The organism is Pseudomonas cavernae, assembly GCF_003595175.1.
Taxonomy (GTDB): domain Bacteria; phylum Pseudomonadota; class Gammaproteobacteria; order Pseudomonadales; family Pseudomonadaceae; genus Aquipseudomonas; species Aquipseudomonas cavernae.
In genome coordinates this window covers 2,102,613-2,114,956 of sequence record NZ_CP032419.1, presented here as the reverse complement: position 1 = coordinate 2,114,956, position 12,344 = coordinate 2,102,613, and the positions used below count along the sequence as shown (strand labels likewise).

General features: G+C 64.4%; 12 protein-coding genes. 11 read left to right on the top strand and 1 reads right to left on the bottom strand.

Going from position 1 to position 12,344, the window contains the following annotated elements:
* Window positions 1-68: 68 nt before the first annotated feature.
* Entirely contained in the window at window positions 69-743 is a 675-nt protein-coding gene (locus tag D3880_RS09785) for an alpha/beta family hydrolase (RefSeq protein WP_119893279.1), read from the bottom strand.
* 450 nt (window positions 744-1,193) lie between these two features.
* Here D3880_RS09785 and ccoN point away from each other — a divergent pair, with 450 nt between their 5' ends.
* The 11 genes from ccoN (at window position 1,194) to fnr (ending at window position 12,305) form a co-directional block, all read left to right on the top strand.
* Complete coding sequence (gene ccoN, locus D3880_RS09780) at window positions 1,194-2,633, top strand: cytochrome-c oxidase, cbb3-type subunit I (protein ID WP_119893278.1); 1,440 nt, start codon at window positions 1,194-1,196, stop codon at window positions 2,631-2,633.
* Window positions 2,633-3,241, top strand: coding sequence for a cytochrome-c oxidase, cbb3-type subunit II (gene ccoO / locus D3880_RS09775; RefSeq protein WP_119893277.1), 609 nt, complete (start codon window positions 2,633-2,635; stop codon window positions 3,239-3,241). The genes ccoN and ccoO overlap by 1 nt, the downstream gene beginning before the upstream one ends.
* 5 nt (window positions 3,242-3,246) lie before the next feature.
* Complete coding sequence (locus tag D3880_RS09770) at window positions 3,247-3,438, top strand: cbb3-type cytochrome oxidase subunit 3 (protein WP_119893276.1); 192 nt, start codon at window positions 3,247-3,249, stop codon at window positions 3,436-3,438.
* Window positions 3,435-4,406: a cytochrome-c oxidase, cbb3-type subunit III gene (gene ccoP, locus D3880_RS09765; RefSeq protein ID WP_119893275.1), complete on the top strand. Its 972-nt coding sequence runs from the start codon at window positions 3,435-3,437 to the stop codon at window positions 4,404-4,406. The genes D3880_RS09770 and ccoP overlap by 4 nt, the downstream gene beginning before the upstream one ends.
* 205 nt (window positions 4,407-4,611) lie before the next feature.
* Window positions 4,612-6,027, top strand: coding sequence for a cytochrome c oxidase accessory protein CcoG (gene ccoG / locus D3880_RS09760; RefSeq protein ID WP_119893274.1), 1,416 nt, complete (start codon window positions 4,612-4,614; stop codon window positions 6,025-6,027).
* Window positions 6,028-6,083: 56 nt separating this feature from the next.
* Window positions 6,084-6,626, top strand: coding sequence for a FixH family protein (locus tag D3880_RS09755; protein WP_119893273.1), 543 nt, complete (start codon window positions 6,084-6,086; stop codon window positions 6,624-6,626).
* Window positions 6,627-6,663: 37 nt separating this feature from the next.
* Entirely contained in the window at window positions 6,664-9,060 is a 2,397-nt protein-coding gene (locus D3880_RS09750; RefSeq protein ID WP_119893272.1) for a heavy metal translocating P-type ATPase, read from the top strand.
* 9 nt (window positions 9,061-9,069) lie between these two features.
* Window positions 9,070-9,285 (top strand): cbb3-type cytochrome oxidase assembly protein CcoS, encoded by a 216-nt coding sequence (ccoS, locus tag D3880_RS09745; RefSeq protein ID WP_119893271.1) that lies wholly within the window; start codon window positions 9,070-9,072, stop codon window positions 9,283-9,285.
* Window positions 9,278-10,006 carry a sulfite exporter TauE/SafE family protein gene (locus D3880_RS09740; RefSeq protein WP_119893270.1) on the top strand — a complete coding sequence of 243 codons (729 nt, stop codon included), beginning with the start codon at window positions 9,278-9,280 and terminating at the stop codon, window positions 10,004-10,006. Before ccoS ends, D3880_RS09740 begins: the two co-directional genes overlap by 8 nt.
* A gap of 81 nt (window positions 10,007-10,087) precedes the next feature.
* A complete protein-coding gene (gene hemN, locus D3880_RS09735) occupies window positions 10,088-11,470 on the top strand; it encodes an oxygen-independent coproporphyrinogen III oxidase (RefSeq protein WP_119893269.1) in 1,383 nt (460 codons plus the stop codon).
* 100 nt (window positions 11,471-11,570) lie between these two features.
* The gene (gene fnr / locus D3880_RS09730; RefSeq protein WP_119893268.1) at window positions 11,571-12,305 is read left to right on the top strand and encodes a fumarate/nitrate reduction transcriptional regulator Fnr; all 735 of its coding nucleotides are present in this window, start codon (window positions 11,571-11,573) and stop codon (window positions 12,303-12,305) included.
* Window positions 12,306-12,344 lie beyond the last annotated feature (39 nt).

Here is a 12,344-nt window from a genome sequence, read left to right as displayed (position 1 = left end):
TTTTCCACCGGAAAAGCGGTGGATGTGAAAAGCGACATCCACCCTACGGCTCCTACAGAAAAGCGCCCTCAGCTCGGGATCAAGAAGCTCGCCACCGCATCCGCCGCGCGGTCCAGATGCTGGTCATGGGTGATGCCTGAGGCCTTCAACGGCTTCAGGTCATGATCGGCCGCCGCCAGCCAGCACAACTCGATTGCCGCCGACAGTGCGTATTGCGCCACGGTCGGGCGATCGCCCATGGCATCGCGCTCGCCTTGGACGATCAGCGTCGGCGTTTGCAAGGCCGCCAGGTGCGCCACTCGCGGTTTGTCGGTCTTGCCGACGGCATGAAAGGGATAGCCGAGACAAATCAGCGCATCAGCCCCCAACTCATCGGCCAACAGACTGGCCATCCGCCCGCCCATCGACTTGCCGCCGATGGCCAATCGCCCTGCGGCTTGTTGGCGCACCTGGGCATAGACCTCCCGCCATTGCGCCAGTAACTGCGCCTGCGGATTCGGCGGGCGTTTGCGCCCATCCACACGTCGCGCGGCCATGTAAGCGAACTCGAAGCGCAGCACCGCAATGCCGCGCTCAGCCAAGCGGGCGGCCATGCCGCTCATGAAGCTGCTGTCCATCGGCGCGCCGGCGCCGTGGGCAAGAATCAAGCTGGCCCGGGGTTCGCCAGTTGGTCGATTCCACAGCCATTGGGGCGGTTCCAGCGGAACTTCATCGTCAGTATCAGGTTGTGGCGTATTCGCCATGTTTTCCTCTCTTTGTATGAACTCGGCCTCGCCCACTGGTCGACGCCAAACGGCCGGTCGCAACCAAGGGTTCTATCCCGCCGTCAGCACCGATTTGCACCAGGCGACCCCAGACGCATGCGGCATCGCCATGTTCCATTCTTGGGGCTCTTTCACGCTGCGACTGAGTGTCGCACCTCTCCGACCAACAGCCTTTCCTGCCAGTTGTCTTGGACTAATCTTCGCCCAGCAGCCTGCGGTCGACAGACCAAGGCCACGCCCTTCTTCGCGTGACATCCGCAGTCACGCGTGCATCTGAGAAGCGCACGCTTCAGGACGCCGAAACATTTTGTATAAGCAGCCTGGAAGCCCGATAGCTACGGCTTTTGGCGTTGCAATGAGTACCTTGTTTCTACATACTTGCCGCCGATTTTTGACCCTAAAAAATACCCAAAACCGTGGAACCTTAGAATGAGCACAGCAATCAGTCCGACTGCTTATAACTATAAGGTGGTCCGCCAGTTCGCCATCATGACGGTGGTCTGGGGGATCCTTGGCATGGGCATGGGCGTTTTCATTGCCTCGCAACTGGTATGGCCGGAGCTGAACTTCGGCCTGCCGTGGACGAGCTTTGGACGCCTGCGCCCCCTACACACCAACCTGGTGATCTTTGCCTTTGGTGGCTGTGCTCTGTTCGCTACCTCGTACTACGTGGTGCAACGTACCTGTCAGACGCGCCTGATCTCTGACAGCCTGGCTGCCTTCACCTTCTGGGGCTGGCAAGCGGTGATCGTGGCCGCCGGCATCACCCTGCCGCTGGGCTACACCAGCACCAAGGAATACGCCGAACTGGAATGGCCGATCGACATTCTGCTGGGCATCGTCTGGGTGACCTACGCGGCGGTGTTCTTCGGCACTGTCATCAAGCGCAAGACCAAGCACATCTATGTCGGTAACTGGTTCTACGGTGCCTTCATCGTGGTCACCGCCATGCTGCACATCGTCAACAGCATGGAAATGCCGGTTTCGCTCTTCAAGTCCTATTCGCTGTACTCCGGCGCGACCGACGCAATGATCCAGTGGTGGTACGGCCACAACGCCGTGGGCTTCTTCCTCACCACCGGCTTCCTCGGCATGATGTACTACTTCGTGCCGAAGCAGGCCGAGCGCCCGATCTACTCCTATCGCCTGTCGATCGTCCACTTCTGGGCGCTGATCACCCTGTATATCTGGGCCGGCCCGCACCACCTGCACTACACCGCCCTGCCGGACTGGGCGCAGTCCCTGGGCATGGCCATGTCGATCATCCTCCTGGCGCCGAGCTGGGGCGGCATGATCAACGGCATGATGACCCTGTCCGGCGCCTGGCATAAGCTGCGCACCGACCCGATCCTGCGCTTCCTGGTCGTGTCCCTGGCGTTCTACGGCATGTCGACCTTCGAAGGCCCGATGATGGCGATCAAGACCGTCAACGCCCTGTCCCACTACACCGACTGGACCATCGGCCACGTGCACGCCGGCGCCCTCGGCTGGGTGGCGATGATCTCCATCGGCGCGCTGTACCACATGATTCCGAAGCTCTACGGCCGTGCGCAGATGCACAGCGTGGGCCTGATCAACGCGCATTTCTGGCTCGCCACCATCGGCACCGTGCTGTACATCGCCTCCATGTGGGTCAACGGCATCACCCAGGGCCTGATGTGGCGTGCAATCAACGAGGACGGCACCCTGACCTACTCCTTCGTCGAAGCGCTGCAGGCCAGCCAGCCAGGCTTCGTCGTTCGCGCCATCGGTGGTGCGTTCTTCGCCTCCGGCATGCTGCTGATGGCCTACAACACTTTCCGCACCGTGCGCGCCTCGAAGCCGGCCGAAGTTGAAGCCGCAGCCGTGATCACTGCAGGAGCCCATTGATGAACCACGAAGTAGTCGAGAAGAACATCGGCCTGCTGGCCTTCTTCATGGTCATCGCCGTCAGCATCGGCGGCCTGACCCAGATCGTTCCGCTGTTCTTCCAGGACGTCACCAACAAGCCGGTGGAAGGTATGAAGCCACGCACCGCCCTGGAGCTGGAAGGCCGTGACGTTTATATCGCCAACGGCTGCGTCGGCTGCCACTCGCAGATGATCCGCCCGTTCCGCGCCGAAACCGAGCGTTACGGCCACTACTCGGTAGCCGGTGAAAGCGTCTGGGACCACCCGTTCCTCTGGGGCTCCAAGCGTACCGGCCCGGATCTGGCCCGTGTCGGCGGCCGCTACTCCGATGAGTGGCAGCGTGCGCACCTGTACAACCCGCGCAACGTGGTGCCTGAGTCGATCATGCCGGCCTACCCCTTCCTGGTCGAGAACAAGCTGGACGGCAAAGACACTGCCAAGAAGATGGAAGTGCTGCGCTCCATGGGCGTGCCTTACACCGACGCAGACATTGCCGGCGCACGTGAGGCCGTCAAGGGCAAAACCGAAATGGATGCCCTGGTTGCCTACCTGCAAGGTCTTGGCACCATTATCAAAAGCAAACGGTGATTGCGATGGACATCGGGACTATTCGTGGCCTGGGCACCGTCGTCGTGATGGTTGCCTTCATCGGTCTGGCTCTCTGGGCGTTTAGCGCCAGACGCAACAAGGACTTTGACGAAGCCACTCTGCTGCCTTTTGCAGATGACCCCGATGCCATCAAGCACGTCGCGCAAGAGCAAGCTTCTAGGAGTAACAAAGAATGACCCTCTTCTGGAGTCTGTACGTCACAGTACTCACCCTGGGCACCATCGCCACCCTGACCTGGATCCTGTTATCCACGCGCAAGGGCCAGCGCGTCGAAGCCACCGACGAGACCGTCGGCCATGCCTTCGACGGCATTGAGGAGTACGACAACCCGCTGCCGAAATGGTGGTTCTGGCTGTTCGTCGCCACCATCGTCTTCGCCCTCGGCTACCTAGTGCTCTATCCGGGCCTGGGTAACTGGAAAGGCCTGCTGCCGGGCTACGCCTACGTGAACAGCGAAACCAAGCAGGAGTTCTCCAACGGCCAGCCTGGCTGGACCGGCGTGCACGAATGGGAAAAGGAAATGGCCAAGGCCGACGCCAAGTTCGGGCCGATCTTCGCCAAGTTCGCCAGCATGCCGATCGAAGAAGTCGCCAAGGATCCACAAGCCCTGAAAATGGGTGGCCGCCTGTTCGCGTCCAACTGCTCGGTCTGCCACGGCTCCGACGCCAAGGGTGCCTACGGCTTCCCCAACCTGACCGACAGCGAATGGCGCTGGGGCGGTGAGGCGGAAACCATCAAGACCACCATCATGAATGGCCGCCACGGCATGATGCCGCCCCAGGGCCCGATGATCGGCGATCAGGGCGTTCGCGACGTCGCCGCCTTCGTCACGACCCAACTGCACGGCCGCAAGCTGCCCGAAGATGCCAAGGCCGATCCGGTTGCCGGCCAGAAGATCTTCGCCACCACCTGCTTCGCCTGCCACGGCGCGGAAGGCAAAGGCACCCCGAGCATGGGCGCACCTAACCTGACCAACCCGGGCGCCTTCATCTATGGCTCGAGCTTCGCCCAGCTGCAACAGACCATCCGCTATGGTCGCCAGGGCGCAATGCCGGCTCAGGAACAAATGCAAGGCAACGACAAGGTCCACCTGCTGGCCGCCTATGTCTACAGCCTGTCCCACGGTGAAAAGGCTGCTGAATAAGCACCTGTAAGCCCAGCTCTCCCCCGGATTCGCGCCAGCAGCGCTGGCCGAATCCGGTGTGGAAACCCTCCCCGCAACACCACGCGACCTCCGGTCGCACCGTCTAGCCAGCACTCCAAGGGTATACTTGGAAGGACGCAAGTCACCTTGACCTCTGTCGGCATGCACTGACCGGGGCACTCTTCTACCGCCGTGGTACGCACTGATGAGCAAGCTGATTCCGGTCCAAGACGTGACCCCGCAGGCCAAACCCGCGGACAACAGCGTCGATCTCTATGCCTCGCGCGAGAAAATCTATACCCGCGCCTTTACCGGCTTTTTCCGCAACCTGCGCCGGTTCGGTGGCGCCGCGCTGTTTCTGATCTACTTCGGTACTGTTTGGCTCAGCTGGAGCGGTCGCCAGGCCGTGTGGTGGAACCTGCCCGAGCGCAAGTTCTTCGTCTTCGGCGCCACCTTCTGGCCGCAAGACTTCATCCTGCTGTCCGGCATTCTCATCGTCAGTGCGTTCGGCCTGTTCTTCATCACCGTATTCGCCGGCCGGGTATGGTGCGGCTACACCTGCCCGCAGAGCGTCTGGACATGGATCTTCATGTGGTGCGAGAAGATCACCGAAGGTGACCGCAACCAGCGCATGAAACTCGACAAGGCGCCGATGAGCGCCAACAAGTTCACCCGCAAGCTGGCCAAGCACAGCCTGTGGATTCTCATCGGTTTCCTCACCGGCCTGACCTTCGTCGGCTACTTCTCGCCGATCCGCGAGCTGCTCAGCGAACTGTTCACCGGCCAGGCCGATGGCTGGGCGTATTTCTGGGTCGGTTTCTTCACCCTCGCCACCTACGGCAACGCCGGCTGGCTGCGTGAGCAGGTGTGCATCTATATGTGCCCGTACGCGCGCTTCCAAAGCGTGATGTTCGACAAGGACACCCTGATCGTCTCCTACGACCCACGCAAAGGCGAACACCGCGGCCCACGCAAGAAAGGCATCGACTACAAGGCCGCAGGGCTCGGCGACTGCATCGACTGCACCATGTGCGTGCAAGTCTGCCCGACTGGCATCGACATCCGCGACGGTCTGCAGATCGAATGCATTGGCTGCGCCGCCTGCATTGATGCCTGCGACAGCATCATGGACAAGATGAACTACCCGCGCGGCCTGATCAGCTACACCACCGAGCACAACCTGTCCGGGCAGAAGACCCACCTGCTGCGCCCGCGCCTGATCGGCTACGCCCTCGCCCTGCTGGCGATGATCAGCGTGCTGGTCGGCGCCATTGTCATGCGCCCGCTGGTCGGCTTCGATGTCAGCAAGGACCGCGTGCTGTTCCGCGAGAATGCCGAAGGCCGGATCGAGAACGTCTACAGCCTGAAGATCATGAACAAGGACCAGCGCGATCACACCTATCTGATCGACGCCAAGGGCCTGGACGACATCCAGCTGGAAGGCAAACGCGAGCTGAAAGTCGCCGCCGGTGAAATTCTCAGCTTGCCGGTAGAATTGTCCATCGCGCCGGAAAAACTGCCGTCGAGCACCAACGAGGTGACCTTCACCCTGCACGACGCCGACAACCCGGGCAGCCAGGTCGAGGCGAAGAGTCGTTTCATTGGTCCACGCGTCCGGTAAAATCCCGCGGGCACGCGCCAAACGCGTGTCCGCCTGCCCAGCAAGAGAACCGCAGCATGCCTTCCGCTCCGCAACACAGCACCCGCTGGTACAAGAACTTCTGGCCCTGGGCCATCATCGGCATGCTTGGCACCTCGGTGATCCTCAGCGTCAACCTGATCCGCATTGCGGTCAGCAACCAGGACACCCTGGTCAACGACAACTATTACGAGGCTGGCAAAGGCATCAGCCGCTCGCTCGACCGCGAACGCCTGGCCCGTGACCTGCAGTTGCATGCCGACATCCACTTGGACGAATTGACCGGCGAGATCAGCCTGAGCCTGAACGGCAACAGCCAGCCCGCCAGCCTCGAGCTGAGCCTGATCTCGCCGACCCAACCGGAAAAGGACCGGCATATCCAGCTCAACCGCAGCGCCAGCGAGCAGGGCCGTTACGTCGGCCAGCTCAGCGAGGCCATCAGTGGCCACCGCTTCGTCGAACTGTTGGGCGAGCACGAAGGCCAGACCTGGCGCCTGTTCGAGGAAGAAAGCGTGGCTCCGGGCGCTGAGCTGAAACTCGGTGACGAAGCCATCCCGGGGGCCGAAGTCCAAGGAAAGTGATGACGCCGCGCGCTGTCACCCTTTCCCGAGTAGCCCCATGACCGCTCCCCTGCCCTGCTACCACTGCGGACTGCCGATACCTACCGGCAGCCGCTTTCGCACGTCGGTGCTCGGCGACCCGCGTGAATTCTGCTGCCCCGGCTGCCAGGCGGTGGCCGAGGCGATCGTTGCCGGTGGTCTGGACAGCTACTACAAGCACCGCAGCGAAAATTCCGCCAACCCCCAGGCGTTGCCGCAGCAGCTCAGCGACGAGTTGGCCCTGTACGACCGCCCGGAGGTGCAGCAACCCTTCGTCCGCCATCAGGACGATCTGGCCGAAGCCACCCTGCTGGTGGAAGGCATCAGCTGCGCCGCCTGCGGCTGGCTGATCGAGCATCACCTCAAGCATCTGCCCGGCGTCGGCGAGGCGCGCCTGAACCTGTCCAACCACCGTCTGCATGTGCGCTGGGCCGACAGCCAACTGCCGCTCAGCCAGCTGCTCGCCGAGCTGCGCAAGATCGGCTACGCCGCCCATCCCTATCAGGCCGACCGGGCCGCCGAGCAACTGGCCACGGAAAACCGTCGCGCCTTGCGCCAGCTTGGGGTCGCCGGCCTGCTGTGGTTCCAGGCGATGATGGCGACCATGGCCACCTGGCCGGAATTCAACATCGACCTCAGCCCGGAGATGCACCAGATCATGCGCTGGGTGGCGATGTTCCTCACCACCCCGATCGTCTTTTACAGCTGCGCGCCGTTCTTCCGAGGCGCCCTGCGCGACCTGCGCACCCGCCACTTGACCATGGACGTGTCGGTCTCGCTGGCCATCGGCGGCGCCTACCTGGCGGGAATCTGGACGGCCATCAGCGGCCAGGGCGAGCTGTATTTCGATGCCGTCGGCATGTTCGCCCTGTTCCTCCTCAGCGGCCGCTACCTGGAGCGCCGCGCCCGCGAGCGCACCGCCGCAGCCACCGCACAGCTGGTCAACCTGTTGCCGGCCTCCTGCTTGCGTCTGAATGCTGAGGAGCAGAGCGAGCGCATCCTGCTCAGCGAACTGCGCCTGGGTGAGCGCGTGCAGGTGCTGCCCGGCGCTGTAATACCGGCCGACGGGCGCATCCTCGCCGGCCAGTCGAGCGTCGACGAATCGCTGTTGACCGGCGAATACCTGCCGCAGGCGCGTCGCCCGGGTGATGCGGTCACCGCCGGCACGCTCAACGTCGAAGGGCCGCTGACCGTCGAGGTGCAGGCGCTCGGCCAAAACACCCGGCTCTCAGCCATCGTCCGCCTGCTGGAGCGCGCGCAAGCGGAAAAGCCGCGCCTGGCCGAACTCGCCGACCGCGCCGCACAGTGGTTCCTGTTGCTGTCGTTGCTGGCGGCGGCCGCTATCGGCCTGCTCTGGTGGCAGTTGGATGCCGAGCGGGCGTTCTGGATCGTCCTCGCCATGCTGGTCGCCACCTGCCCCTGCGCGCTGTCGCTGGCCACCCCGACGGCGCTGACCGCCGCCACCGGCACCCTGCACAAGCTCGGCCTGCTGCTGACCCGCGGCCATGTGCTGGAAGGCCTGAACCAGATCGACACGGTGATCTTCGACAAGACCGGCACGCTCACCGAAGGCCGGTTGACCCTGCGCGAAATCCGCCCGCTGGCCGCGGTCGATGCCGACACCTGCCTGGCGCTCGCCGCCGCCCTGGAAAGCCGCTCGGAACACCCCATCGCCCGCGCCTTCGGCCAGGCACCGCAGGCCGCCGATGAGGTCAGCAATACGCCGGGCCTGGGCCTGGAAGGCGTGGTCGACGGCCGCCGCCTGCGCATAGGCCAACCGGCCTTCGTCGCCGCCCTGAGTGGCCGCCCAGCGCCGAGCATGCCCGACGAACCCGGTCAATGGCTGCTACTCGGCGACAGTCATGGGCCACTGGCCTGGCTGGTGCTCGACGACCGCCTGCGCGCCGACGCCCCGGCCCTGCTGGCCGCCTGCCGAACGCGCGGCTGGAACACCCTGCTGCTGTCCGGCGACAGCTCGCCGATGGTCGCCAGCGTCGCCGCCGAGCTGGGCATCGCCGATGCCCGCGGCGGCCTGCGCCCGGACGACAAGCTGGCGATCCTCCAACAGCTGCACCAACAGGGACGCAAGGTGCTGATGCTCGGCGACGGCGTCAACGACGTTCCGGTGCTGGCCGCCGCCGACATCAGCGTGGCCATGGGCTCGGCCACCGACCTGGCGAAGACCAGCGCCGATGCGGTGCTGCTGTCCAATCGCCTGGAGGCGCTCACGGCGGCCTTCGGTCTGGCCCGGCGCACGCGGCGCATCATCATCGAAAACCTGCTCTGGGCCGGGCTGTACAATGGCCTGATGCTGCCCTTCGCCGCCCTCGGCTGGATCACCCCGGCCTGGGCGGCGATCGGCATGTCCGTCAGCTCCCTGACCGTGGTGCTCAACGCGCTGCGGCTGACCCGCTAGGAGGCCCGCATGCCCGCTCTCTATGTGCTGATTCCGGTCGCCCTGCTGATCGTCGCCGTGGCCATCTACATCTTCTTCTGGGCGGTGGACAGCGGCCAGTACGACGACCTCGACGGCCCGGCGCACAGCATCCTGTTCGACGACGAGGACCCCCAGCATCAGGCCGGCGTCGACGAAGCCTCGGCCGACAAGCGCGATCAGCGCCAGGAGCCGCCGCGTGCTTGAACTCGCTCCGCTGCTGGTCTCCGCACTGATCCTCGGCCTGCTCGGCGGCGGCCACTGCCTGGGCATGTGCGGCGGTCTGATGGGCGCCCTGACCCTGGCCATCCCCGTCGAACAACGCAGTCGCCGCCTGCACTTGCTGCTGGCCTACAACCTCGGACGCATCCTCAGCTATGCCGCCGCCGGTCTGCTCATCGGCCTGGCCGGCTGGGCCGTGGCGAGCAGCCCGGCGGCGATGTTGCTGCGGGTAGTCGCCGCCCTGCTGCTGATTGCCATGGGCCTGTATCTGGCCGGCTGGTGGAGCGGTCTGACCCGCATCGAAGCCCTCGGCCGCGGCCTGTGGCGGCATATCCAGCCATTCGCCAGCCGGTTGATGCCGGTCGCCAGCCTGCCGCGCGCCCTGCTGCTCGGCGCCCTGTGGGGCTGGCTGCCCTGCGGCCTGGTCTACAGCACCCTGCTGTGGGCCGCCAGTCAGGGCGATGCGCTGGACAGCGCGCTGCTGATGCTGGCCTTCGGCCTCGGCACCTGGCCGGTGCTGCTCGCCACCGGCCTCGCCGCCGAGCGCCTCACCGCTTTGCTGCGCAAGCGCGGGGTACGCATGGCCGGCGGCCTGCTGGTGATCCTCTTTGGCCTGTGGACAATGCCCGGCCCGCACCAGGCTTGGCTGATGGGCCATGACAGCGGCCATGCTGCCGACCACAGCGGTATGCAGCACAACCACTGAGGCGCTTGATACAGATCAAAACCGCCGGCCCGGCCGCTCCCTAGACTCTCCGCATAGCCTGAAAAAACGGAGAGCGCTGACATGCGCGACACCATTCACTGGGACCTCGAGCTGATCCGTCGCTACGATCATCCGGGCCCGCGCTACACCTCCTATCCCACCGCCGTGCAGTTCCACCCCGGCGTCGGCCCGTTCGAGCTGTTCCATGCCCTGCGCGGCAGCCGCCGGGCCAAGCGCCCGCTGTCGCTCTATGTGCACATCCCGTTCTGCGCGCACATCTGCTACTACTGCGCCTGCACCAAGGTGATTACCAAGGACCGCAGCCGCAGCGAGCCCTATCTGCAACGGCTGATCCACGAGATCGAAATCCTCGGCCGCCACCTCGATCACGATCAGGTGGTCGAGCAGCTGCACTTCGGCGGCGGCACGCCAACCTTTCTCGACCATGCCCAACTGCGCCGGCTGATGGTCGAGCTGCGGCGCAACTTCAACCTGCTGGATGACGACAGTGCCGACTACAGCATCGAGATCGACCCGCGCGAGGCCGACTGGGCGACCATGGGCCTGCTCCGCGAGCTAGGTTTCAACCGCATCAGCCTCGGCGTGCAGGACTTCGACCCGGAGGTGCAGCGCGCGGTGAACCGCCTGCAGACCCCCGAGGAAACCCGCGCCATCCTCGAGGCGGCGCGTACCCTGCAATACCGTTCGGTGAACATCGACCTGATCTACGGCCTGCCCAAACAGACCCCGGAGAGCTTCGCCCGCACCGTCGACGAAGTGATCGGCCTGCAGCCCGATCACCTGTCGGTGTTCAACTACGCGCACCTGCCGGAGCGTTTCATGCCGCAGCGGCGCATCAACAGCGCCGACCTGCCGGCGCCGGCGGCCAAGCTGAGCATGCTGCAGAACACCATCACGCAGCTGAACGGCGCCGGCTACCGCTACATCGGCATGGACCACTTCGCCCTGCCCGACGACGACCTGGCCATGGCCCAGGAAGAGGGTCGCCTGCAGCGCAGCTTCCAGGGCTACACCACCCATGGCCATTGCGACCTGATCGGCCTCGGCGTCTCCGCCATCGGCAAGATCGGCGAGCTCTATATCCAGAACCACAGTGATCTGCAGCAGTACCAGAACAGCCTGGACGGCGGTCAGCTGGCCACCCACCGCGGTCTGCTCACCTGTGAGGACGACCGCATCCGTCGCGCGGTGATCCAACGCCTGATGTGCGACTTCCGCCTGGACTTCAGTGAAATCGAGGAAGCTTTCGAGCTGTACTTCCGCGGCTATTTCGCCGAAATCTGGCCACAACTGCTGCAGATGGCCAGCGACGGCCTGATCGAACTGAGCGAACGCAGCCTGGTCATCCGCCCGGCCGGCCGCCTGCTGGTGCGCGCCGTGTGCATGCTGTTCGATGCCTATCTAGGCGAGCAGAACAGCCAACGCTTCTCCCGGGTGATCTAAACAGGGCACAAGGCCGGCGCGCTGGGGCTAACTGGCAGAAACGTCCCCCCGTGGAGTACCCTTGCTGACAATGTGTGTTTTGCAGCAAGGAATCCTCGCAATGTCGGAAATCATCAAGGTTCGCCCGCTGCCGCAAGTCAACTGCAAGGATTGCAGCCTGGCCAGCCTGTGTCTGCCGCTGTCGCTCAACTTCGAAGACATGGATTCGCTCGACGAGATAGTCAAACGCGGCCGGCCGCTGAAGAAAGGCGAATTCCTGTTCCGCCAGGGCGACGCGTTCGGCTCGGTATTCGCCGTGCGCGCCGGCAGCCTGAAGACCTTCAGCCTCAGCGATGATGGCGAAGAGCAGCTGACCGGCTTCCACCTGCCCAGCGAACTGGTCGGCCTGTCCGGCATGGACAGCGAGCACTACCCGGTCTCCGCCCAGGCGCTGGAAACCACTTCGGTCTGCGAGATTCCCTTCGAGCGGCTGGACGAGCTGGCCGCCGAGCTGCCGCAGCTGCGCCGTCAGTTGATGCGGGTGATGAGCCGGGAAATCCGCGACGACCAGCAGATGATGATGCTGCTGTCGAAGAAGACCGCCGACGAACGCATCGCCACCTTCCTGGTCAACCTGTCGGCGCGCTTTCGCGCCCGCGGCTTCTCGGCCAGCCAGTTCCGTCTGGCCATGTCGCGCAACGAGATCGGCAACTACCTGGGTCTGGCGGTGGAAACCGTCTCGCGGGTGTTCACCCGCTTCCAGCAAAACGGCCTGATCAGCGCCACCGGCAAGGAAGTGCAGATTCTCGACCCGATCGAACTCTGCGCCCTGGCCGGCGGCAATCTCGACGCCTGATTCCGCCCCGCCCGCCGGCCCAGTGCCGGCGCCATGGCC

Excerpts from the sequence above, each read along its gene's own strand:
- D3880_RS09785 (WP_119893279.1), bottom strand. The coding sequence starts at position 743 with ATGGCGAATACGCCACAACCTGATACTGACGATGAAGTTCCGCTGGAA.
- ccoN (WP_119893278.1), top strand. The coding sequence starts at position 1,194 with ATGAGCACAGCAATCAGTCCGACTGCTTATAACTATAAGGTGGTCCGC.
- ccoO (WP_119893277.1), top strand. The coding sequence starts at position 2,633 with ATGAACCACGAAGTAGTCGAGAAGAACATCGGCCTGCTGGCCTTCTTC.
- D3880_RS09770 (WP_119893276.1), top strand. The coding sequence starts at position 3,247 with ATGGACATCGGGACTATTCGTGGCCTGGGCACCGTCGTCGTGATGGTT.
- ccoP (WP_119893275.1), top strand. The coding sequence starts at position 3,435 with ATGACCCTCTTCTGGAGTCTGTACGTCACAGTACTCACCCTGGGCACC.
- ccoG (WP_119893274.1), top strand. The coding sequence starts at position 4,612 with ATGAGCAAGCTGATTCCGGTCCAAGACGTGACCCCGCAGGCCAAACCC.
- D3880_RS09755 (WP_119893273.1), top strand. The coding sequence starts at position 6,084 with ATGCCTTCCGCTCCGCAACACAGCACCCGCTGGTACAAGAACTTCTGG.
- D3880_RS09750 (WP_119893272.1), top strand. The coding sequence starts at position 6,664 with ATGACCGCTCCCCTGCCCTGCTACCACTGCGGACTGCCGATACCTACC.
- ccoS (WP_119893271.1), top strand. The coding sequence starts at position 9,070 with ATGCCCGCTCTCTATGTGCTGATTCCGGTCGCCCTGCTGATCGTCGCC.
- hemN (WP_119893269.1), top strand. The coding sequence starts at position 10,088 with ATGCGCGACACCATTCACTGGGACCTCGAGCTGATCCGTCGCTACGAT.
- fnr (WP_119893268.1), top strand. The coding sequence starts at position 11,571 with ATGTCGGAAATCATCAAGGTTCGCCCGCTGCCGCAAGTCAACTGCAAG.